At 67.5% G+C, this 20,195-nt stretch carries 21 protein-coding genes; 12 read left to right on the top strand and 9 right to left on the bottom strand.

Annotated elements, in window-relative coordinates:
* Positions 1-23: 23 nt before the first annotated feature.
* The gene (locus tag G369_RS0108790) at positions 24-884 is read right to left on the bottom strand and encodes an alpha/beta hydrolase (protein WP_019653621.1); all 861 of its coding nucleotides are present in this window, start codon (positions 882-884) and stop codon (positions 24-26) included.
* 137 nt (positions 885-1,021) lie between these two features.
* On the opposite strand from G369_RS0108790, the gene G369_RS0108785 reads away from it, so the two are divergent.
* Positions 1,022-1,711 (top strand): response regulator transcription factor, encoded by a 690-nt coding sequence (locus G369_RS0108785; RefSeq protein WP_019653620.1) that lies wholly within the window; start codon positions 1,022-1,024, stop codon positions 1,709-1,711.
* Between the two features lie 41 nt (positions 1,712-1,752).
* A complete protein-coding gene (locus G369_RS0108780) occupies positions 1,753-3,135 on the top strand; it encodes a sensor histidine kinase (RefSeq protein WP_026346283.1) in 1,383 nt (460 codons plus the stop codon).
* A 10-nt stretch (positions 3,136-3,145) separates the two neighbouring features.
* On the opposite strand, the gene gloA2 is transcribed toward G369_RS0108780, so the two are convergent.
* From gloA2 to gstA, 7 genes are all read right to left on the bottom strand, one after another.
* A complete protein-coding gene (gloA2, locus tag G369_RS0108775; protein WP_019653618.1) occupies positions 3,146-3,907 on the bottom strand; it encodes an SMU1112c/YaeR family gloxylase I-like metalloprotein in 762 nt (253 codons plus the stop codon).
* Positions 3,904-4,371 carry a GNAT family N-acetyltransferase gene (locus tag G369_RS0108770; protein WP_019653617.1) on the bottom strand — a complete coding sequence of 156 codons (468 nt, stop codon included), beginning with the start codon at positions 4,369-4,371 and terminating at the stop codon, positions 3,904-3,906. The genes gloA2 and G369_RS0108770 overlap by 4 nt, the downstream gene beginning before the upstream one ends.
* Positions 4,368-4,853: a RidA family protein gene (locus G369_RS0108765; RefSeq protein ID WP_019653616.1), complete on the bottom strand. Its 486-nt coding sequence runs from the start codon at positions 4,851-4,853 to the stop codon at positions 4,368-4,370. The genes G369_RS0108770 and G369_RS0108765 overlap by 4 nt, the downstream gene beginning before the upstream one ends.
* Positions 4,854-4,926: 73 nt before the next feature.
* Positions 4,927-6,030 carry an alkene reductase gene (locus tag G369_RS0108760; RefSeq protein ID WP_019653615.1) on the bottom strand — a complete coding sequence of 368 codons (1,104 nt, stop codon included), beginning with the start codon at positions 6,028-6,030 and terminating at the stop codon, positions 4,927-4,929.
* A gap of 352 nt (positions 6,031-6,382) precedes the next feature.
* Positions 6,383-8,239: an acyclic terpene utilization AtuA family protein gene (locus tag G369_RS0108755; RefSeq protein WP_019653614.1), complete on the bottom strand. Its 1,857-nt coding sequence runs from the start codon at positions 8,237-8,239 to the stop codon at positions 6,383-6,385.
* The gene (locus G369_RS0108750) at positions 8,236-9,018 is read right to left on the bottom strand and encodes an enoyl-CoA hydratase/isomerase family protein (protein ID WP_019653613.1); all 783 of its coding nucleotides are present in this window, start codon (positions 9,016-9,018) and stop codon (positions 8,236-8,238) included. Before G369_RS0108750 ends, G369_RS0108755 begins: the two co-directional genes overlap by 4 nt.
* 167 nt (positions 9,019-9,185) lie before the next feature.
* Positions 9,186-9,794 (bottom strand): glutathione transferase GstA, encoded by a 609-nt coding sequence (gstA, locus tag G369_RS0108745; RefSeq protein WP_019653612.1) that lies wholly within the window; start codon positions 9,792-9,794, stop codon positions 9,186-9,188.
* A 185-nt stretch (positions 9,795-9,979) separates the two neighbouring features.
* On the opposite strand from gstA, the gene G369_RS0108740 reads away from it, so the two are divergent.
* From G369_RS0108740 to G369_RS0108700, 9 genes are all read left to right on the top strand, one after another.
* Positions 9,980-10,165, top strand: a complete 186-nt coding sequence (locus tag G369_RS0108740; protein WP_019653611.1) for a DUF1328 family protein — start codon at positions 9,980-9,982, stop codon at positions 10,163-10,165.
* On the top strand, positions 10,165-11,052 hold the full coding sequence (locus G369_RS0108735; RefSeq protein ID WP_019653610.1) for a transglutaminase-like domain-containing protein: 888 nt from the start codon (positions 10,165-10,167) through the stop codon (positions 11,050-11,052). The genes G369_RS0108740 and G369_RS0108735 overlap by 1 nt, the downstream gene beginning before the upstream one ends.
* Positions 11,053-11,224: 172 nt before the next feature.
* Positions 11,225-13,180, top strand: coding sequence for a tRNA uridine-5-carboxymethylaminomethyl(34) synthesis enzyme MnmG (gene mnmG, locus G369_RS0108730; RefSeq protein WP_019653609.1), 1,956 nt, complete (start codon positions 11,225-11,227; stop codon positions 13,178-13,180).
* On the top strand, positions 13,177-13,818 hold the full coding sequence (rsmG, locus tag G369_RS0108725) for a 16S rRNA (guanine(527)-N(7))-methyltransferase RsmG (RefSeq protein ID WP_019653608.1): 642 nt from the start codon (positions 13,177-13,179) through the stop codon (positions 13,816-13,818). The genes mnmG and rsmG overlap by 4 nt, the downstream gene beginning before the upstream one ends.
* Positions 13,819-13,966: 148 nt before the next feature.
* Positions 13,967-14,581, top strand: coding sequence for a LysE family transporter (locus G369_RS0108720; RefSeq protein WP_019653607.1), 615 nt, complete (start codon positions 13,967-13,969; stop codon positions 14,579-14,581).
* A gap of 21 nt (positions 14,582-14,602) precedes the next feature.
* The gene (locus G369_RS0108715) at positions 14,603-15,523 is read left to right on the top strand and encodes a ParA family protein (RefSeq protein WP_019653606.1); all 921 of its coding nucleotides are present in this window, start codon (positions 14,603-14,605) and stop codon (positions 15,521-15,523) included.
* A gap of 46 nt (positions 15,524-15,569) precedes the next feature.
* Complete coding sequence (locus G369_RS0108710; protein ID WP_019653605.1) at positions 15,570-16,115, top strand: RBBP9/YdeN family alpha/beta hydrolase; 546 nt, start codon at positions 15,570-15,572, stop codon at positions 16,113-16,115.
* A complete protein-coding gene (locus G369_RS0108705; protein ID WP_019653604.1) occupies positions 16,115-17,089 on the top strand; it encodes a ParB/RepB/Spo0J family partition protein in 975 nt (324 codons plus the stop codon). Before G369_RS0108710 ends, G369_RS0108705 begins: the two co-directional genes overlap by 1 nt.
* 117 nt (positions 17,090-17,206) lie before the next feature.
* Complete coding sequence (locus tag G369_RS0108700; protein WP_019653603.1) at positions 17,207-18,106, top strand: CsgG/HfaB family protein; 900 nt, start codon at positions 17,207-17,209, stop codon at positions 18,104-18,106.
* A 76-nt stretch (positions 18,107-18,182) separates the two neighbouring features.
* On the opposite strand, the gene G369_RS0108695 is transcribed toward G369_RS0108700, so the two are convergent.
* A complete protein-coding gene (locus G369_RS0108695; protein ID WP_019653602.1) occupies positions 18,183-19,607 on the bottom strand; it encodes an FAD-binding oxidoreductase in 1,425 nt (474 codons plus the stop codon).
* Between the two features lie 72 nt (positions 19,608-19,679).
* On the opposite strand from G369_RS0108695, the gene G369_RS0108690 reads away from it, so the two are divergent.
* A complete protein-coding gene (locus G369_RS0108690; protein ID WP_019653601.1) occupies positions 19,680-20,180 on the top strand; it encodes a DinB family protein in 501 nt (166 codons plus the stop codon).
* The last annotated feature ends 15 nt before the right edge of the window (positions 20,181-20,195 follow it).

Here is a 20,195-nt window from a genome sequence, read left to right as displayed (position 1 = left end):
CCTTTCGGGCGTGATCGGGGTTGTCAGGCGTACAGCGGATGCTCGGGCATCGTGCCATGCGCCACCGCTTCGACGAATGACACTGTTTCGCTCACGACCTGTTGACGATCGTTGTCGATCGTGATCATGTGGTAGCTGTTGGCCACCACGACGGCACGGAATGCACGGCAGCGAAGGCCGCGCGCGAGGATGCCCAGGTTGGCCACGCTGGCCACCTCGTCCTGCTGGGCATGCAGCGCGAGCACGTTGTGGCACTGCACGCGCTCGAGGTTGCGGCGCACGTGGCGGATGAGCCGGTCGTGCTCGCGCAGGTGGCCCACCCCGATGACCGAGCTGCCAGCGCGCGAGATCTTGCGGTGGCGCAACTCGCGCTCGATCCAGGCGCGCACGCGTTCGTTCTTGACGCCGTAGGGCGGGCGCTCGCGGTATTGCCAGAGCCGGCCCAGCGGCGTGTAGAAGGCCAGCGGCAGCAGGAACTGCGTGCGCGGAATGGCCCAGCCGTCGAACCGCAGCGTGGTCGACATGAGCACCAGCGCGTCGACGTCGCTGCCGCAGCGGATGGCTGCGCCCAGGGCCAGCGAGGAGCCGGCCGAGATGCCGATGAGCATCACGCGGTCGTGGCGCTCGCGCAGCGACTTCACCTGCGCCTGGATCGTGTCGAGCCAGCGTTCGTAGGGCGCCGCGTGCTGCAGCGGTGCGCCGGGGTCGAACGAGTAGCCCTCGATCGAAAGCGGATAGACCGGATAGCCCCGGCTGCGCAGCGCCGACTGCACGGTCAGCAACTCGTCAGGCGTGCTGCATAAACCATGCAGCAGGACCACCGCGGTGCCTTGCACCTCGGGAGGAACCAGGCTCAGCAGATCGGAGGGTTCGCGCGCACTCATCGTGTGGTTCGGGCCATGAAAATGGCCCGTGATTCATCGTGCTGTCGTATGCTCATGCTGCGTTTATCGCTTGGAGCGACTGACCGGCCGCTGACCCGTCGTTCGCAAGGCAGATTACCCCCAACCATTCAGAGACCATGCGAATTCTGCTTGTCGAAGACGACACCGTTCTGCGCGATGTGATGGTGCGCAGCCTTGCCGATGCAGGCCATCGCGTCGACGTTTCCACCAACGTCGAAGACGCCGATCACCTGTGGCGCGTGCAGCCCTTCGACGCAGTGCTGCTCGACCTCAACCTGCCCGCCACCGCGAGCCCCACCAGCGGCCTTGCAAGCGGCCTCACGGCGCTGCGGCAGGCGCGTGCGCGCGGCGACCGCACACCGGTGCTCGTGCTCACGGCGCGCGGGCGAACCGAGGAACGCATCGCCGGCCTCGACGCAGGCGCCGACGACTACCTCGGCAAGCCCTTCGACCTGGCCGAGGTCGAAGCCCGCCTGCGCGCGCTGGTGCGCCGCGCCAAGGGCACGGAAGACATCGTGCTGCTGGGCCAGCTCAAGCTCGACCGCAAGGCGCGTCGCTTCTCCACTGCGAACGGCCCGCTCGACCTGCCCGCGCGCGAGTTCGAGGTGCTGTGGGAGCTCATGAGCCCGCCGGGGCGCACGGTGAGCAAGCGTGCGCTGTCCGACAAGCTCTCGAGCTTCGACGAATCGCTCGGCGACAACGCGCTGGAGGCCTTCATCTCCCGCCTGCGCAAGAAGCTGCAGGGCACGGGCGCGAGCATCCGTACGCTGCGCGGCATCGGCTACCTGCTCGAAGCCGAGGTGTGATCGACGCCGGTCCGCGCGTGAACGGGCAGCAGCAACAGACCATCACCGAATCGCAGACGGCTGCGGTGCGCGCGCCGTCGCTCACGCAGCGCGTGCTGCGCAACGTGCTGGTGCCGCTGGCGCTCACGTGGATGGTCGGCGCGGTCATCGCGCTGGTCATCGCCAACTACTTCTCCGAACAGGCCTTCGACCGCGGCATGCTCGACGACGCCTATGCGCTGTCGGCCAACGTGCAGGCCGGCGAGCGCGGCATCGAGCTGATGCTCTCTCCGCGCGAGGTGGCCACCGTGCTCTTCGACCAGGTCGACAAGGTGTACTTCGCGGTGCAGCGGCTCGACGGCTCGCTGATCTCGGGCCAGGCGGGCCTGCAGGCGCCGCTGCCGGTGGACGGCTCGCGCTATCGCTTCTCCGACGTGAACTACGAAGGCAGCACGCTGCGTGCGGTGGTGCTCGAGCACGACGCCGAGCCCGACATCAGCATGCCCTACCGCGTGATCATCGCGCAGACCACGCTGAGCCGAACCGCGCTGGTGCGGCAGCTGCTGGGCTATGCGCTCGCGCCGCAGATCGTGCTGCTGATCCTGCTCGCGGTGTGGCTCTGGCATGGCATCCGCAGCGACCTGCGGCCCCTGGGCGACCTGCAGCGCGCGCTCGACCGGCGCGACGTGCGCGATCTTTCCCCGGTGCCGGTGGTGCAGACCTCGCGCGAGATCCAGCGCCTGGGCAATGCGGTCAATTCGCTGTTCGAGCGGCTGGGCAACAGCGTGCAGGCGCAGCGCGAGTTCGTGGGCAACGTGGCGCATGAGCTGCGCACGCCGCTGGCGGGCATCCGCGCGCTGGCCGAATACGGCCTGGCCCAGCACGACACCAAGGTATGGCGCGAGCAGCTCGAGCGCGTTTCGGAGCGCCAGGCGCGCGCCAGCCACCTCATCGACCAGCTGCTGGCGCTCGCACTGGCCGAGGAGGCGCGCACAGAGCTCAAGCGCGTGCCGGTGCGCCTCGACGTGCTGGCCGAGCAGACGGTGCTGCGGCACCTGGCGCGTGCCGATGCGCGCGGTGTCGACCTGGGCGCGCGCGGCCTCGACGACGGCGTGATCGTGAACGCCAACGAGGCGCTGGTCGAAGGCATCCTCGACAACCTGATCGACAACGCGCTGCGCTACGGCGGGCGCACCATCACGGTCGAACTCGCTGGCCATACGCTGAGCGTGATCGACGACGGCCCGGGCATTCCGCTGGAAGCACAGCGCGACCTGATGCAGCGGTGGGCGCAAGGCCCGGCGGGAGAGAAGCTGGGGCAGGGCTCCGGGCTTGGCCTGTCGATCGTCTCGCGCTACGCCGAACTGCTGGGCGCGGAGCTGCGGCTCGAAGCCGCCGAGCCCACGGGGCTGCGTGTCAGCGTGGCGTTCGGCGAAGTGGCCTGAACTGCGGCGCTCAGGCCAGCGGCGTGCCCTGGTGGAAGGCCATGCGCCAGCGGCCGGCGCGCAGTTTCCACAGCGAGCTGCGAAGCGAGTCCGCAGCAGGACGCTCGGGAATGGCTTCGCGATGCGCGCGGTAGGTGACCAGCGCCACGTCGGATGCCATGCGCTTCACGCGGAAGTCCGAGATCGTGCGTTCGGAAAACGCTTCGTCGCGCAGCGCCTCTACGATGGCGGCACGCGTCCACACCGTGCCCGAGACGCCGAGCTCGTGGAAGTCGTCGTCGAGCAGTTCCTCAAGCCGGGCGGCGCTCGCACGCACCTCGCGCAGGAGCAGCGCGCTCTCTAGCTCCAGCAGCAGCGCCTCGAGGTCCTTGCCTGGTGCGGCTTCGTAGAGTTCGAGCGGCAGGCCGTCGGGGTCGGCGAAGAAGGTGAAGCGCCGGCCCGTGTATTCGTCGATGCGCAAGGGCTCCACGGCGATGCCCTGCGCCGCGAGTTCGGCGGCGGCGGCCTGCACGTCGTGCACTTCGAAGGACAGATGCCGCAGGCCCTGCGCCTCGGGCCGGGTCGGCCGCGCGGGTGCGTCGGGGAAGGAGAAGAGTTCGATCTGCGAGCCGTCGGGCAGGGCGAGGTCGAGCTTGTAGGAATCGCGGGCTGCACGGTAGTTTTCCGCGATCACTCGCAGCCCCAGCACCTCGGTGTAGAAGCGCTTCGATATCGCGTAGTTTGAACAGATGACGGCGACGTGATGGATGCGTTCGAGCTGCATCGTGGTCATCGCTTTCTCAGTTGCTTGCGAAGAAAGACGCGCGTGCGCTCGGCGAAGGCGAGTCGCTTGTACTCGACGTAGCCGATGCGTTCGTACAGTGCGCGGTTCTCGGTCATCTTCTCGTTGGTGAAGAGGTAGACCGAGTCGTGGCCCTGCCGCAGCGCTTCGTGCTCCGCGAGCTCGAGCAACGCGCGGCCCACGCCGGTGCCCTGCTGCGCGGGGCGCACCGCGATCACGTCGATCAGGAAGCCTTCGTCGGTGACGTCGAGCACCAGCGCGGCGACGATTCGCTCATGCTGCTGCGCGACCCAGACCTGCGCGTTGGCGATCGCCGCGCCGTAGTCCTTCGTCATCGGAATAGGCGTGAGGCCGAGGCGCGGAATGTAGTGGCGAAAGGCTTCCACAGCGCATTCGCCGATGGCCGGGGCATCGGTGATGTCCGCGCGCCGCAAGGTCCATGGCACGGCGCTCATGCGTCGAACTCCACCTCGCCTTCGATCTCCACGGGGATGTTGAAAGGCAGCTCCGCCATGCCCACCGCGCTGCGCGAATGCGCGCCGACATCAGGCCCGAAGATTTCGAGGATGAGATCGGAGAAGCCGTTGATGACGGCCGGCTGCCTGTCGAAGCCCGGAGCGCTCGCGACCATGCCGAACACCCGCGTCCACGCGGTGATGCGGTCGAGGTCGCCGAGCGCGCGCTGCAGGCTGCCGAGCATCGCAAGCGCGGTGAGACGCGCGGCGGTGTAGCCCTGTTCCACGCTCAACTCGCGGCCCAGCTTGCCCAGCGGCGCGGCGATGGTGCCGTCGGCGTTGAGCGGGCCGTGGCCCGAGATGAGTGCGCGCCTGCCGACGACGCGCACGAACTGGAAGGGCAGCAAGACGCCGGAAGGCGGCGTCACTGCGGGCGGAAGAACGAGGCCGAGCGCGGCCAGTCGTTGCTCGATGCGGGCCATGGTATTTCTCTCCTTGGGATGGCGGACACGAAGCGTCCGCCATCTTGCCATGGCCCTCGCTGCGGCTTCGGGCTCAGGCCAGCGTCGGATAGTCCGTGTAGCCCTTCGCGCCGCCGCCGTACATCGTGGCCTTGTCGAGCGGGTTCAGCGGTGCGTTCTCGCGCAGGCGGCGCACGAGGTCGGGGTTGGAGATGAAGGGCTTGCCGAAGGCCACGAGGTCGTCGCCTTCCTTCAGTGCCTCTTCGGCGAGCGGACGGTCGTAGCCGTTGTTGACCATCCAAGCGGCCTTGCCGCCGGCCTCGCGGTATGCGGCCTTGAGGGCTTCGTAGTCGAAGGGGCGGTCCTCGATCTCACGCGGGCCGCCGGTGGCGCCTTCGATGATGTGGATGTAGGCCAGGTCGAGCGTCGCGAGCTGCTTCACCACGTAGGTGAAGAGGGGCTGCGGGTCGCTGTCGTAGGCGTCGTTGGCGGGCGTGACGGGCGATAGGCGGATGCCGGTCTTGCCGCCGCCCACGGCGTCGACCACGGCACGCGTGACTTCGAGCAGCAGGCGGGCGCGGTTCTCGATGCTGCCGCCGTAGTCGTCGGTGCGCTTGTTGCTGCCGTCCTTGAGGAACTGGTCGAGCAGGTAGCCGTTGGCGCCGTGGATCTCCACGCCGTCGAAGCCGGCGGTCTCCACCGCGCTGCGGGCGGCGACGGCGTAGGAATGGACGATGCCCGGCAGTTCGCCGGCATCGAGCGCTCGCGGCTCGGAGGTGTCGACGAAGGTGGGCACGCCGTCCTTGATGAGCACGGTCTTCGTCTTGGCGGTGATGGCCGAGGGGGCGACGGGCTTTCCGCCATCGGGTTGCAGTTCGTTGTGCGAGACGCGGCCCACATGCCACAGCTGCACCACGATCTTGCCGCCCTTGGCGTGCACGGCTTCGGTCACGCGCTTCCAGCTGTCGAGCTGCTCGGTGCCGTAGAGGCCGGGCACGTCGGAGTAGCCCTGGCCCTGGTGGCTGATGGCGGTGGCTTCGGTGATGAGCAGGCCGGCGCTGGCGCGCTGGGCGTAGTAGGTGGCGGCGATGTCGGGCGGAATGGCGTTCGGCGAGCGGTTGCGCGTGAGCGGCGCCATGACGATGCGGTTGGCGAGCTTCAGGTCGCCGGCCTGTACGGGATCGAAAAGAGTGGACATCGTGCGATCGAAAGCAGAGTTGATACGGGGCGCAAGGCTAAGCGCGCAGCCTCAACCCTGCTGTCGCACGGTTGACGGATTGGTGCTAGGGCCTGTTCACACTATTTCCGGGGTCGCGTTGGTGCTCCAAGGGGCTGGATGCAAGGCGCCCGTGCGCAGCAAGGCTTTCGCCTTGCAAGCGCGGGCAACGCCGCAGACGGCCCCTTGGAGCACCAACCCTGCGGGAAGGGCAGCCAGGGCGGGCCACTCGGCGTTGCGCTCCTAGCGTGTGCATGCGCACACGCGTCGTCCCGCGCCTTGACTGGCCCGCCCTGGCTGCCCTTCGCGACCCCGGAAATAGTGTGAACAGGCCCTAGCCGAGCAGCACCAGCAGCGCGGGGCTCACGTGCACCGGCATGGCCAGCAGGATCTGCCCCATGCCCTTGCCCAGCGGATCGTTGCGCAGCGAGGCCATGCCGCCGCCGCCCAGCGCCTGCTCGCAGACGAAGTTGAAGGCGTCGATGCCGGGCACCTCGTAGCGCGTGACGCGGCCCTTGACCAGGTGGGCGAGCCAATCGGCCACGCGCGCTTCGGTGAGCTGTTCGCGCAGCAGCGGCAGCAGGGCAGGGTGGCGCGCGATGACACCGATGTTCGAGGTGTCGCCCTTGTCGCCGCTGCGGGCCCAGGCCAGGCGCAGCAGGGGCACTTCGATGCGGTCTGCCACGGAAGAAGACGAAGGCGAAGTCGAGTGCGAGAATGCCGAGGCGATCTCCGTCCGGGCGGCTCTGGCAGGCGAAGGGACGGCCCCGGACGCTCCTGCCGCTGTCGATGGTTCGCTGCGAGGAATGGCGATGCGCTCTCCATCGATGGTCACTGATGCCTCGACCAGCGACTTGTCGAGCAGGAAGGCGTATTGCCGGATCGAAGGCGACACGGACGCGCGCCCGCCCCCCGCGCCGGTGGTGCCCGGGGCCCAGGAGGTGCCTGCAGGAGCGACCTCGCGTGCGAACAGCTCCAGTGCCTCCTTGCGCGGGTGCGTCGCCGCGAGCCGCAGCACCGCTTCGCGTGTCTGCGATTCGCGCGCATGCGGGCCGTAGCAGGACTCCGCGCCCAGCACTTCGATCTGCGTGCCGCTGTAGGGGCCGAAGCCGTATTGCGAGAAGAGCGCACTGGTGCGCGCGAGGATGGCCTCGCCCGTTCGCTTCGCCTTGGCCACCGCGTCGAAGCCCACGATGGTGAGCTGCGCCGCCGTCTTGAAGCCCTCGACATGGGTGGCGCTGACCTTGTAGCTCGCGGTGGGCGCATGGCCGCGCGCGCCGTGCACGCGCACGCGGTGCTCGCCGGCCTGCTCGATGCGCACCTGCGTGAAGTCGGCCACCACGTCGGGCAGCAGGTAGGCGGCGGGGTCGCCGATCTCGTAGAGCATCTGTTCGGCCACCACAGCGGGCGTGACCTTGCCACCGGTGCCTGCGGGCTTGGTGACGACGAAGCTGCCGTCGGCGCTGCATTCGACGATGGGGTAGCCGATGTTCGGCCAGTCGGGCACCGTGTCCCAGTCGGTGTGCAGGCCGCCGGTGGCCTGGCAGCCGCATTCGATGATGTGGCCCGCGAGGCTGCCCGCGGCGAGCAGGTCGAGGTCGTTCGGCTGCCACTCGAATTCATGCATGAGCACGCCGAGCGTGACGGCGGAGTCGACACAGCGTCCGGTGATGACGACCTGCGCGCCCGCGTCGAGCGCGGCCCGGATGGGCTGCGCGCCGAGGTAGGCGTTGGCGGTGAGCACGCGCTCGGGCAGCGCGGCACCGCTCTGCAATTCGCGCACGGGCGATTGCGACTTGCGCAGCTCGGGCAGCAGCGGGGACACGTCGTCGCCGCTCACCACGGCGATCTTCAGTGCGATGCCCTGTTCGGCGGCGAGCGCCGCGAGCGCATCGGCGCAGCCTTGCGGGTTGACGCCGCCGGCGTTGCTCACGACGCGGATGCCCTGTTCCACGACGTCTTTCAGCACCGCCCTCATCGCCACCGACACGAAGTCGGTGGCGTAGCCGAGCTCGGGCTTCTTGAGCCGCGCGCCCGCGAGGATCGACATGGTGAGCTCTGCGAGGTAGTCGAACACGAGGTAGTCGATCCGGCCGCTGTCCACCAGCTGCGGCGCGCCCACACTGCTGTCGCCCCAGAAGCCGGAGGCGCCGCCGATGCGGACGATGCGTTCGTCGTTCCTGGCGCTCATCGTCCGCTCCATTGCGGCCTGCGCTTCTCGCGGAAGGCGAGCTGTCCTTCGGCCGCGTCCTCGGTGAGCGCGAACAGGCCGATCTGGCTTTCGGTGAAGGCCATCGATTCCTCGAAGGCCATGGCCTCGATCTTCTTCATGGTGTAGAGGCCGCGACGGATGGCGGCGGGCGACTTGTCGAGCATGCGCCCGAGCAGCCAGTCGACGCTCTCGTCGACGTCGTCGCTCACGCGGTTGACGAGATTCAGTTGCAGCGCCTGCGCCGCGTCGATGGGCTCGCCGGTGATGCACATCTCGGCCAGCACGCGGCGCGGGAGCAGGCCGCCGAGCACGCTGAGCACCTGCGCGGGAAAGAGGCCGACCTTCACCTCGGGCAGCCCGAACACCGCCTGGCTGCCGGCCACGGCCATGTCGCACATCGCCATGAGGCCCATGCCGCCGGCCATGCAGGCGCCGTTGACGCGCGCGATCAGCGGCACGGTCGATTGCCGGGCCTGGCGGAAGAGGTTGGCGAAGCCCTGGTAGGGCGCTGCGTAGTCGAACTTGAACGAGGAGCCGCTGTGCAGGTCGGCGCCCGCGCAGAAGGCGCGCGTGCCGGCGCCGGTGATGACCACGGCGCGCACCGCGTTGTCGCTGTTGGCGCGCGCGATCGCGTCGCCCAGGCCCGCGAGCACGGCAGGGCTGATGGCGTTGCGGCGCTCCTCGCGGTCGATGGTGAGCCACATGACGGGCCCGCGCATCTCTTCGCGCAGTTCGGTGGACGGGGGTGTTTCGGGCATGGCGCGGGTCCTTGTGCTTCGGTGTCCGGAGATTTGTTTCTCTCCTGCCCCGTAGCGTGGCCCGAAAAAAAAGCCGCATCGTGCGGCTTGTGGCTGAAGCGGTTCGGGTTTTCCCTGAAGAAGATCCGATCCGCTTGTGGCGTCTGCACGCTTTTGCGTGCTTCGGCTTACTTCAGAAGACCTTCGGCCTTCATCGCTTCCTGCACGGCGGGGCGGGCGCCGACGCGGGCATGCCAGGCCTGCAGGTTGGGGAAGCCGGAGATGTCCACGCCGGTCGGCTTGGTCCAGTTGGTCACGGTGAACAGGTAGCCGTCGGCCACGCTGAAGTGTTCGCCCATCAGGTATTCCTTGCTGGCGAGTTCGCCGTCGAGCCACTGGAAGCGCGACTTGAGCTTGTCCTTGAAGATGGCCTTGGCTTCCTCGGGCATGTTCGGGTTGAAAAGCGGGCTGAAGCCCTTGTGCACTTCGGTGCCGATGAAGGTCAGCCATTCCTGCAGGCGGTAGCGCTGCATGGTGCCGGCGGCCGGCGCCAGGTTCTTGGTGGGAGCGAGGTCGGCGATGTACTGGAGGATGGCGGGGCCTTCGCGCAGGCGGGTGCCGTCGTCGAGTTCGAGCATCGGCACGTAGCCCAGCGGGTTGATGCCGTAGTAGTCGGTGCCGTCCTGGAGCTTGTGGCTCTTGGTGCTGGCCAGCACGGGTTCGGCGGCGATGCCCGCTTCATGCAGCGCGATGTGGGGGGAGAGCGAGCAGGCGCCGGGCGAGTAGTACAGCTTCATTCGAGAACTCCAGTGAATGTCGAGGTTGGTTGGATTTTTTGGGTAAACCGCAGCGGATGCTAGCGGGTTTGGGGGCGTCGCGTTTTTGTCCTACGGCCTCACGCGCAGGGCGACTATCGGGCCTGAAGACGGCGTTTCCTAAGCTCCGTTCCACGGCAGGCAGGGCCTGCTGCAAGGAGAAACGAATGTTGAAGTACGCCATCATTTTTGCAGTCATCTCGCTCGTGGCCGCGCTGCTCGGCTTTGGCGGTATCGCCGCGGGTGCAGCCGGCATCGCCAAGCTGCTGTTCGGCCTGTTCCTGGTGCTGGCTCTGCTGTTCGTGGTGCTGGCCGTGCTGGGCGTGGGCGCGGTTAAAAAAGCGATCGACTGATGCACCTCTCGCACATCGAGGCGCAGCTCGACTACGAAGTTGCCGCCCCTGCGCACATGCTGCTGAACATCGAGGCAGCGCGTTCGGGCATGCAGAGCGTGATCGGGGAGGAACTGGTCGTGGAGCCGCCGACGCCTTTGCGGCTTTTCTGCGACGAGGGAAGCGGCAACCGCTTCGTCCGTTTCGATGCGAAACCGGGGCCTCTGAAGATCGTCTACAAGGCCAGCGTGCGGCGCGCCCACGTGGTGGTGCCGAACGACCTGGCCGAGATGCCGGTGACCGAGGTGCCCGACGAGGTGCTGCACTACATGATGCCGACGCGCTATTGCGAGTCGGACCTGATGTCGCGCTGTGCCCAGCAGCTCTTCGGCGATCTGCCGCCCGGCATCGGCAGGGTGCAGGCGATCGTCGACTGGATTCATGACAGCATCACCTACGAGCCGGGCAGCAGCGACTCGACGACGACCGCACGCGAAGTGTTCGTGGAACGCGCGGGCGTATGCCGCGACTTCGCGCACCTGGGCATCACCTTCTGCCGCGCGCTGAACATTCCGGCGCGGCTGGTGGTCGGCTACGTGTGGTTCGACGAGCCGCCGCAGGATTTCCATGCCGTGTTCGAGGCGTGGCTCGGCGGTCGGTGGGTGCTGTTCGATCCGACCCGCATGGCGCCGGTCGACCGGCTGGTGCGCGTGGGCACCGGACGCGATGCGAAGGACGTGGCCTTCTGCACGATCTTCGGCGACGTGCGCATGACGGGGAAGAAGCTCGTCGTGCGCGAACTGCAGGACGAGAGCCTGCAGCCCTCGATGCCGCCTTCGCCCACCGGCGAGGTGATGGGCATCGAAAAGCCCGTGCCCCTGGGACAGGTGGACGAAGCGGCGGCCTGACTGGCTTGTTTGCTATAAAAATAATAGCAAACTATTCAGCGGCAGTCATGGAGGCAGGCCTTAGGCGTCGCTCTCCAAGCTTATCCACACAGGGGACGCAAGAGGGTGCGGCCGATTAAAATCGGTGCCCCTTTTGCGCCGCGCACGCGTCAGTTGTGCGCTCCCACTCCAAATGCTGTACCCCGAAGAATTCGACGTGATCGTCGTCGGCGGTGGCCATGCCGGCACCGAGGCCGCGCTCGCCGCCGCGCGCATGGGCGCCAAGACGCTGCTGCTCTCCCACAACATCGAGACGCTGGGGCAGATGAGCTGCAATCCGTCGATCGGCGGCATCGGCAAGGGCCACCTGGTGAAGGAGGTCGACGCGCTCGGCGGTGCGATGGCCATCGCGACCGACGAGGCCGGCATCCAGTTCCGCATCCTCAACTCGAGCAAGGGCCCGGCCGTGCGCGCGACCCGCGCCCAGGCGGACCGCGTCCTGTACAAGGCCGCCATCCGCCGCCGCCTCGAGAACCAGCCGAACCTGAGCCTGTTCCAGCAGGCGGTCGACGACCTGATGGTGGAGGGCGATCGCGTGGTCGGCGCCGTCACGCAGGTGGGCATCGCTTTTCGTGCGCGGACCGTGGTTCTGACGGCGGGCACTTTCCTCGATGGCCGCATCCACGTCGGACTCGACAACTACCAGGCGGGGCGCGCGGGCGATCCGCCGGCGGTCAGCCTGTCTGCGCGGCTCAAGGAACTGAAGCTGCCGCAGGGCCGGCTCAAGACCGGTACACCGCCGCGGCTCGACGGTCGCAGCATCGATTTCTCGAAGTGCACCGAGCAGCCGGGCGACGGCATGCCCGGCGGGGCAGGGCCGATGCCTGTATTCAGCTTCATGGGTCGCGCCGACATGCACCCGCAGCAGATGCCCTGCTGGATCACGCACACCAACGCGCGCACGCACGAGATCATCCGCTCGGGCTTCGACCGCAGCCCGATGTTCACCGGCAAGATCGACGGCGTGGGCCCGCGCTACTGCCCGAGCGTGGAAGACAAGATCAACCGCTTCGCCGACAAGGAAAGCCACCAGATCTTCCTGGAACCCGAAGGCCTGACGACCAACGAGTACTACCCGAACGGGATCTCGACCAGCCTGCCCTTCGACATCCAGTACCAGCTGGTGCGCTCGATGCCGGGCCTGGAGAACGCGCACATCCTGCGCCCCGGCTACGCCATCGAATACGACTACTTCGATCCGCGTGAACTCAAGAGCAGCTTCGAGACGCGCTCGATCAAGGGCCTGTTCTTCGCCGGGCAGATCAACGGCACGACCGGGTATGAAGAGGCGGCCGCCCAGGGGCTGTTCGCCGGCATCAATGCCGCACTGCAATGCCGCGGGGAAGATGCCTGGCTGCCGCGCCGTGACGAGGCCTACCTGGGCGTGCTGGTCGACGACCTCATTACCAAGGGTGTAACCGAGCCGTACCGCATGTTCACCAGCCGCGCCGAGTTCCGGTTGCAGCTGCGCGAGGACAACGCCGACATGCGCCTGACCGAGATCGGGCGAAAGCTGGGCCTGGTGGACGACGAACGCTGGGATGCCTTCAGCCGCAAGCGCGATGCTGTTTCACGTGAAACAGAGCGGCTCAAGTCGATCTGGGTGAACCCGCGCAATCTGCCGGCATCGGAATCGGAGCGTGTACTGGGCAAGGCCATCGACCACGAATACAACCTGGCTGATCTACTGCGCCGGCCCGATGTGAGCTACGAGACGCTGATGACGCTCGATGGCGGCAAGTACAGCGCCCAGGCTCCGCTGAGCGAAACCGAGATCGAGCAGATCGAGATCTCGGCCAAGTACTCCGGCTACATCGAGCGCCAGCACGACGAAGTGGAGCGGGCGGCGCATTTCGAGAATCTGAAGCTGCCTGCGGATTTCGACTACAGCCAGGTCAAGGCCCTGAGCTTCGAGGTCCGGCAGAAGCTGAACAAGCACCGTCCCGAGACGCTGGGACTTGCCTCGCGCATCTCGGGCGTGACGCCGGCAGCCATTTCCTTGCTGATGATCCATCTGCGCAAGGGCGGTCACAAGGCATTCACCCCGGGCGCTACCGAAGCTGCCGCCACGGAAGCCGCCGCCGAATGACGGCGCCGATCGATACGCTGCGCGCTGGCGCAGCCACCATGGGCGTGGCGCTGTCCGATGCCCAGGGAGAACAGCTGCTGGCCTACGGCACGCTGATGCTCAAGTGGAACAAGGTCTACAACCTGACGGCGTTGCGTGATCCCGCCAGCGTGCTCACGCACCACCTGCTCGACAGCCTGGCGGCTGTTGCGCCACTGCAGCGCGAGTGGGCAGGGAAGGGCAAGCTGCTGGACGTCGGGTCCGGCGGTGGACTGCCCGGCGTGGTGATCGCGATCATGCGGCCTGATCTGGAAGTGAGCTGCCTTGATGCGGTTGCCAAGAAGGCGGCATTCGTTCAACAGGTTGCAGCCGAACTGGAGCTGCCGAATCTTCGTGGGCTGCACGCTCGAGTCGAATCGCTGGCGGGAAGCTACGAAGTCATCAGCTCGCGCGCCTTTGCATCCCTGCCGGATTTCTTCAACGGCTCGATGAACCTGCTTGCGCCAGGCGGTGTGTGGCTCGCGATGAAGGGCAAGGTGCCGACCGATGAACTGGCTGCCGTGCCCGAGGGCGTGTCTGTGTTTCACGTGGAACAACTGACGGTTCCTGGCCTGGATGCGGAGCGCTGCATCGTCTGGGCTCGCAAGGTTGCCGCGTAGGTTGCCGCTTAGATCGGCACCTGATTCACAAAAGAGGGCGCGACACAGGTAAAAGCCGGTGTCCGAACGATCTTCGCGGCGGTGTGCTCGCTTAGACTCGATGCCTCCCTCTGGTCTCTTCCCTGGCTCGCTTTTTCGAGGCAACCCCATGTTCGGCATTGCTGACTACGGCGCATTCGTCGCCGCCATCGTCCTCTTCCTCCTGATTCCCGGTCCGGGCAATCTGGCGCTGATCACCTCGACCAGCAAGGGCGGCATCCGTGGCGGCCTCGCCGCGACGGCGGGGGTGATCGTCGGCGACCAGTTCCTTCTCTGGGCAGCGGTGGCCGGCGTGTCGGCCGTCATGGCCGCCTACCCGGCGGCGTTCAAGGCCGTGCAGTGGCTGGGCGCCGCCTACCTCGGCTGGATGGGCATCAAGATGCTGATGGCGAAGCCGGGCTCGGCCCCCATCCTCAATATCAAGCCCAGCCACTTCATGCGCCAGGCCTTCACCATCACGCTGCTGAACCCGAAGGCGATCGTTTTCTACATGGCCTTTTTCCCGCTGTTCGTGGACCCGGCCCAGCATCAGGGCCTGATCACCTTCGGCGCAATGGCCGTGACCATCGCCGCACTGACCTTCCTGTACGGCCTGACCTCGACGCTGCTCACGCATTTCCTGGCCGAGCGCATCCGCGCGAATCCCCGTATTTCCACCACGCTCGAAAAGCTCGCAGGCACCTTCCTGGTCGCCTTCGGCGTCAAGCTCGCAATCTCGCGCTGATCGATCGCTCCCGGTACTCACATGGCCAAGATTTTCTGCATCGCAAACCAGAAGGGCGGCGTCGGCAAGACCACCACCACCGTCAATCTCGCCGCCGGCCTGGCGAAGGTCGGCCAGCGCGTGCTGATGATCGACCTCGACCCTCAGGGCAACGCCACCATGGGCTCGGGCATCGACAAGCGCGAGCTGGAGTTGACGGTGTACGACGTGCTGCTCGAATCGGCCTCGGTGGCCGAGGCCCGGGTCAAGGCCGACAAGCTGGTGGAGGGCGGCTGCGGCTACGACGTGCTGGGTGCCAACCGCGAACTGGCGGGCGCCGAAGTCGAGATGGTCGCGCTCGACCGCCGCGAGAAGCGCCTACGCACTGCGCTCGCGGCCGTCGGTGCCGAGTACGACTTCATCCTGATCGACTGCCCGCCCAGCCTGAGCCTGCTGACGCTGAACGGCCTGTGCGCCGCCCACGGCGTGATCGTGCCCATGCAGTGTGAGTACTTCGCGCTCGAAGGCCTGACCGACCTGGTCAACACCATCAAGCAGGTTCACGCCAACCTCAACAAGAACCTGCAGATCATCGGCCTGCTGCGCGTGATGTTCGATCCGCGCATCACGCTGCAGCAGCAGGTGAGCGAGCAGCTCAAGTCCCACTTCGGCGACAAGGTGTTCGATACCGTGATCCCGCGCAACGTGCGCCTGGCCGAGGCGCCGAGCTACGGGCTGCCGGGCGTCGTGTTCGATCCGGCCGCCCGCGGCAGCCAGGCCTTCATCGCCTTCGCGCAGGAGCTGGTCGAGAAGATGCCGCCTGCGAGCGCCTTCGCCTCCGGTGCGGTTGCCCCGCCCATCGCGCCGGTCTCGCGCATCACGCCCGACCTGCCCATCCCCGAGGACGTGTTGGCACCCGCCGCTTCGCCGGCCGCCGACTCGACCAGCGAGAACAACGCCTGAGGGCTTCTTGCGACCCGCAAGCGAGCTGCTATTAAATTCGTAGCAAATGACAGAGCCACGCATCCTGCTGCTGCCCGGCTGGCAGAACAGCGGCCCCGGCCATTGGCAGACACGCTGGGAATCTCTCCATGGCGACCATCGCGTCGAGCAGCATGAGTGGATGCGTCCGCTGCGCGGCGACTGGTCCGCGCGGCTCGAGGAAGAAGTGCTGGCCTCGCCCGGCCAGGTGGTCTTTGCGGCGCACAGCCTCGGCTGCATCCTGGTCGCCGCCTGGGCCGCGCATTCGCGCAACACGCACAAGGTCCGCGGCGCGCTGCTGGTGGCGCCGGGCGACGTCGAGAGCGACAGCCTGCGCCAGCTCATCCCGGGCTGGGCGCCCATCGTGCGCAAGCCGCTGCCGTTCCAGGCGGTGCTGATCGCAGCCAATGACGACCCGTACTGCGAAGCCTCGCGCTCGCGACAGCTCGCCGCCGACTGGGGTGCGCGCTTCGTCGACGCGGGCGCGCGCGGCCACCTGAATGCCGAATCGGGCCTGGGCGACTGGCCCGAGGGTCGGAAACTCCTGAACGAAATCTCGAAAGAAAAGAACTGATGGCGACCAAGAAACCCAAGGGACTGGGCCGCGGCCTCGAAGCGCTGCTGGGGCCGGCGGCTGCTCCTTCCGCCGACAGCGGCAACAGCGGCGGCCATGGCGGCGCGGCCGGCTCGGAGGAGGGCGGCGCCCAGCGCAACCCGAGCACGCTGATGCTCGACCAGATGGTCGCCGGCGTCTACCAGCCGCGCACGCGCATGGACGAGGGTGCGCTCTACGAGCTGGCCGAGAGCATCAAGGTGCAGGGCATCATGCAGCCGATCCTGGTGCGGCGGCTCGATCCCGAATCGGCCGCAGCCAAGAACGCCGAGTACGAAATCATCGCGGGCGAACGGCGCTTCCGTGCCGCGAAGCTCGCCGGCCTCGACAGCGTGCCGGTGCTGGTGCGCGACGTGCCGAACGAGGCGGCCGCCGCGATGTCGCTCATCGAGAACATCCAGCGCGAGGACCTCAACCCGCTCGAAGAGGCCCAGGGCCTGCAACGCCTGGTGACCGAGTTTGGGCTCACTCACGAGCAGGCGGCCCAGGCCGTGGGCCGCTCGCGCAGCGCGGCCAGCAACCTGCTGCGCCTGCTGAACCTGGCCGAGCCCGCGCAGCAGATGCTGATGGCCGGAGACATCGACATGGGCCACGCCCGTGCGCTGCTGTCGCTCGACCGGGGCACGCAGATCACGGCCGCCAACCAGATCGCGGCCAAGAAGATGTCGGTGCGCGAGGCCGAGTCGCTGGTGAAGAAGCTCGCGGCCGAGTTCACGCTCACGCCTTCGCGCCGCAGCAACGACGGCGAGAAGTCGCGCGACCTGCTGCGCGTGGAAGAAGAACTGGCCGACCTGCTCACCGCCGAGGTCGAGGTCCGCATCAAGAAGCGCACCAAGCGCGGTGGCCGCGTCGAGGAAAGCGGCGAGCTCGCGATCCACTTCGGCTCCATCGAGGCGCTCAACGGATTGATCGAACGCATCCGCCGAACGGCCTAGTGTTGCGAATCGGGGCTCCGGCATTCGTTTGATTGATTCCTGCAATCCTTTGCGCGTATCCTCGACCGCTGGTTTTTCCAACCCCAGTTCTCTGAACAACAGAGGGAGTAGTCCACCATGCAACTCACCAGGTTCCCGCTGGCGGCCATCGCCGCTGGCGCAATTCTTCTCACCGGTTGCGCCGCGACCGACATGCAGATGGGCAGCCAGTCGGCCAAGACCATGGCCACCGGCAGTGCCGCAGGCAGTGCCACCGACAACGCCAGCAGCCAGCTCGAACGCTGCGAGTCGCCGCTCGGCACCGTCTCGCTGATCGAGAACCAGAGCGCGGGCTGGTACACCATCCTCACCGGCGAATACCGCCTGCCTCCCACCGCCAACCTGCTGCGCCTGCTGGTGCAGCAATCGAACTGCTTCATCGTGGTCGAGCGCGGCGCCGCCGGCATGAACGCGATGACGCGCGAACGCGCGCTGCAGCAGTCGGGCGAGATGCGCGGCGGCAGCAACTTCGGCCGCGGCCAGATGGTCGCCTCCGATTACGGCCTGTCGCCCGAGATCGTGTTCAGCAACAGCGATGCCGGCGGCATCGGCGGCGCGCTCGGCGGGCTGGTGGGCGGCGGCCGTGGCCGTGCGCTCGCAGCCATCGGCGGCAACATGCAGACCAAGGAAGCCAGCGCGCTGCTGACGCTGATCGACAACCGCTCGGGCGTGCAGGTCGCGGCCTCCGAAGGCAGCGCCTCCAAGACCGACTTCGGCGCCTTCGGTGCGCTGGCCGGCCGCAGCGCGGGCGGCGGCCTCGGCGGCTACACCAACACGGCACAGGGCAAGGTCATTGCCGCGGCCTTCATGGACGCCTTCAACCAGATGGTCCGCTCGCTGCGCAACTACAAGGCGCAGACCGTGCGCGGCCAGGGCCTCGGCGGCGGCGGCCGGCTGGGCGTGGATGGCGGCGCTGCACCATCGCAGACCTACGTGCCGGCGGAGAAGGCTCCCCCGGCGCGCCGCCGCACCAACTGATCTGCCGGTCACCACACGGCAAAAAGCCCGGGGCTCTCGCGAGCCGCCGGGCTTTTGTTCGTTGGACGCCTCCGGATCAGAGGCTGAAGATCTTCCCCGGATTCATGATGTTCTTCGGATCGAGCGCCCGCTTGATCGTGCGCATCATGTCGATCGCGCCCGCGCCTGCCTCGTTCACCAGGAACTCCATCTTGTGCAGCCCCACGCCGTGCTCGCCGGTGCAGGTGCCTTCGAGCGCCAGCGCGCGGCTCACCAGCGCATGGTTCAGCTCCTCGGCCTTCACGCGCTCCTCGGGGAGGTTCGGGTCGAGCAGGTAGCCGAAGTGGAAGTTGCCGTCGCCCACGTGGCCGACGAGGAAGTAGGGGATGCCGCTGGCATCGGCCTCGGCCACCGAGTCGAGCAGGCAGTCGGCCAGGCGCGAGATAGGCACGCAGGTGTCGGTGGAGATCACGCGGCAGCCGGGACGCGACTGCACCGCCGCGAAGTAGCTGTTGTGCCGCGCCGTCCACAGGCGCGTGCGTTCTTCCGGCGTGCTGGCCCACTCGAAGGCATTGCCGCCGTGGCCGCTCGCGATTTCCTGCACCGTCTCGGCCTGCTCCTTCACGCCGGCCGGCGAGCCGTGGAACTCCATCAGCAGCATCGGTTCCTCGCGCAGGTTCAGCTTGGCGTAGGCGTTCACCATGCGCACCGTGTTCACGTCGATCAGTTCCACGCGTGCGATCGGCACGCCGAGCTGGATGGTCTCGATGGTGGTGCGCACCGCGGCCTCGATGCTCGGGAAGGAACAGATCGCGGCGGACACGGCCTCGGGCAGCGGGTAGATGCGCAGCGTGATCTCGGTGACCACGCCCAGCGTGCCCTCGCTGCCCACCATGAGGCGCGTGAGGTCGTAGCCGGCCGACGACTTCTTCGCGCGCGTGCCGGTGCGAATGATGTCGCCCGCCGCCGTCACCACCTCGAGCGCCAGCACGTTCTCGCGCATCGTGCCGTAGCGCACCGCGTTCGTGCCGCTCGCGCGCGTGGCCGTCATGCCGCCGATGGAGGCGTCGGCGCCCGGGTCGATGGGGAAGAACAGGCCCGTGCTCTTGATCTCTTCGTTGAGCTGCTTGCGCGTGACGCCGGGCTGCACCGTCACCGTGAGGTCGTCGGCATTGACGGACAGCACCTTGTTCATGCGCGACACGTCGATGCTGATGCCGCCTTGCACCGCCAGCAGGTGACCTTCGAGCGAGGAGCCCACGCCGAAGGGGATGACCGGCACGCTGTGCTCGCTTGCGAGCTTCACCGCGTCTGCAACATCCTGCGTGCTCTCGGCGAACACCACCGCGGAGGGCGGCGGCGCGTCGAAGGAAGACTCGTCGCGGCCGTGCTGCGTGCGCACCGCCATCGCCGTGGAGCAGTTGGCGCCGAAGCGCGCCTTCAGCGCCTCGATCAGGCTCTCGGGCACTTCGCGCAGATGAAGCTCCGGCAGCAGGTGCGAGGTTTGGGTCGGGGCATTCATCGGGCGTCTCCTGGCGGGTGAGGGGGATCGGCCATTCTACGGAGCGAGCACCATAATGCGCTTCGGAAAAACATGAACCCCACCACACTCAACGCCCTTGCGGCCTTTCCCTCGCAGCTGGAGGCCCACTACGCGGCCATTCCCTTCGCCTTCAGGCACTGGGCGCCGCCTTCGTGGGAAGGCGTGCCCAGCGAGGCTTTCACCGCCATCGAGCAGCTCTGCCACGTGCGCGACATCGAGATCGAGGGCTACCACGTGCGCTTGCGCCGCACGCTGACCGAAGCCCACCCGACGCTCGCCTCCATCGACAGCGAACCGCTGGCCATCGAGCGCAACTACGGCGCGGCCGATGCGGCCCAGGTGCTGGCCGATTTCCGCACGGCGCGCGCGCAGACGATGGAGATCATCTCCGGCCTGAACGATGCGCAGCTCGCGCGCACCGCCGTGTTCGAGGGCTACGGCCCGCTCACGATGCGCAGTCTCATCCACTACCTCTGCAGCCACGACCAGCAGCACCTCGCCGGGCTGCAATGGCTGGCGGGCAAGATCGACGCATCGACCGTCGCGCAATAAGAAGCAGGAGCGCCC

The sequence above is a fragment of the Variovorax atrisoli 110B genome (assembly GCF_000382045.1).
GTDB lineage: Bacteria > Pseudomonadota > Gammaproteobacteria > Burkholderiales > Burkholderiaceae_C > Variovorax > Variovorax atrisoli.
The sequence above is the reverse complement of the archived record's forward strand: the minus strand, read 5'-3'. Positions and strand labels throughout refer to the sequence as shown.

Coding starts and splice junctions, on each gene's coding strand:
- G369_RS0108790 (WP_019653621.1), bottom strand. CDS start 884: ATGAGTGCGCGCGAACCCTCCGATCTGCTGAGCCTGGTTCCTCCCGAG.
- G369_RS0108785 (WP_019653620.1), top strand. CDS start 1,022: ATGCGAATTCTGCTTGTCGAAGACGACACCGTTCTGCGCGATGTGATG.
- gloA2 (WP_019653618.1), bottom strand. CDS start 3,907: ATGACCACGATGCAGCTCGAACGCATCCATCACGTCGCCGTCATCTGT.
- G369_RS0108770 (WP_019653617.1), bottom strand. CDS start 4,371: ATGAGCGCCGTGCCATGGACCTTGCGGCGCGCGGACATCACCGATGCC.
- G369_RS0108765 (WP_019653616.1), bottom strand. CDS start 4,853: ATGGCCCGCATCGAGCAACGACTGGCCGCGCTCGGCCTCGTTCTTCCG.
- G369_RS0108760 (WP_019653615.1), bottom strand. CDS start 6,030: ATGTCCACTCTTTTCGATCCCGTACAGGCCGGCGACCTGAAGCTCGCC.
- G369_RS0108755 (WP_019653614.1), bottom strand. CDS start 8,239: ATGAGCGCCAGGAACGACGAACGCATCGTCCGCATCGGCGGCGCCTCC.
- G369_RS0108750 (WP_019653613.1), bottom strand. CDS start 9,018: ATGCCCGAAACACCCCCGTCCACCGAACTGCGCGAAGAGATGCGCGGG.
- gstA (WP_019653612.1), bottom strand. CDS start 9,794: ATGAAGCTGTACTACTCGCCCGGCGCCTGCTCGCTCTCCCCCCACATC.
- G369_RS0108740 (WP_019653611.1), top strand. CDS start 9,980: ATGTTGAAGTACGCCATCATTTTTGCAGTCATCTCGCTCGTGGCCGCG.
- G369_RS0108735 (WP_019653610.1), top strand. CDS start 10,165: ATGCACCTCTCGCACATCGAGGCGCAGCTCGACTACGAAGTTGCCGCC.
- mnmG (WP_019653609.1), top strand. CDS start 11,225: ATGCTGTACCCCGAAGAATTCGACGTGATCGTCGTCGGCGGTGGCCAT.
- rsmG (WP_019653608.1), top strand. CDS start 13,177: ATGACGGCGCCGATCGATACGCTGCGCGCTGGCGCAGCCACCATGGGC.
- G369_RS0108720 (WP_019653607.1), top strand. CDS start 13,967: ATGTTCGGCATTGCTGACTACGGCGCATTCGTCGCCGCCATCGTCCTC.
- G369_RS0108715 (WP_019653606.1), top strand. CDS start 14,603: ATGGCCAAGATTTTCTGCATCGCAAACCAGAAGGGCGGCGTCGGCAAG.
- G369_RS0108710 (WP_019653605.1), top strand. CDS start 15,570: ATGACAGAGCCACGCATCCTGCTGCTGCCCGGCTGGCAGAACAGCGGC.
- G369_RS0108705 (WP_019653604.1), top strand. CDS start 16,115: ATGGCGACCAAGAAACCCAAGGGACTGGGCCGCGGCCTCGAAGCGCTG.
- G369_RS0108700 (WP_019653603.1), top strand. CDS start 17,207: ATGCAACTCACCAGGTTCCCGCTGGCGGCCATCGCCGCTGGCGCAATT.
- G369_RS0108695 (WP_019653602.1), bottom strand. CDS start 19,607: ATGAATGCCCCGACCCAAACCTCGCACCTGCTGCCGGAGCTTCATCTG.
- G369_RS0108690 (WP_019653601.1), top strand. CDS start 19,680: ATGAACCCCACCACACTCAACGCCCTTGCGGCCTTTCCCTCGCAGCTG.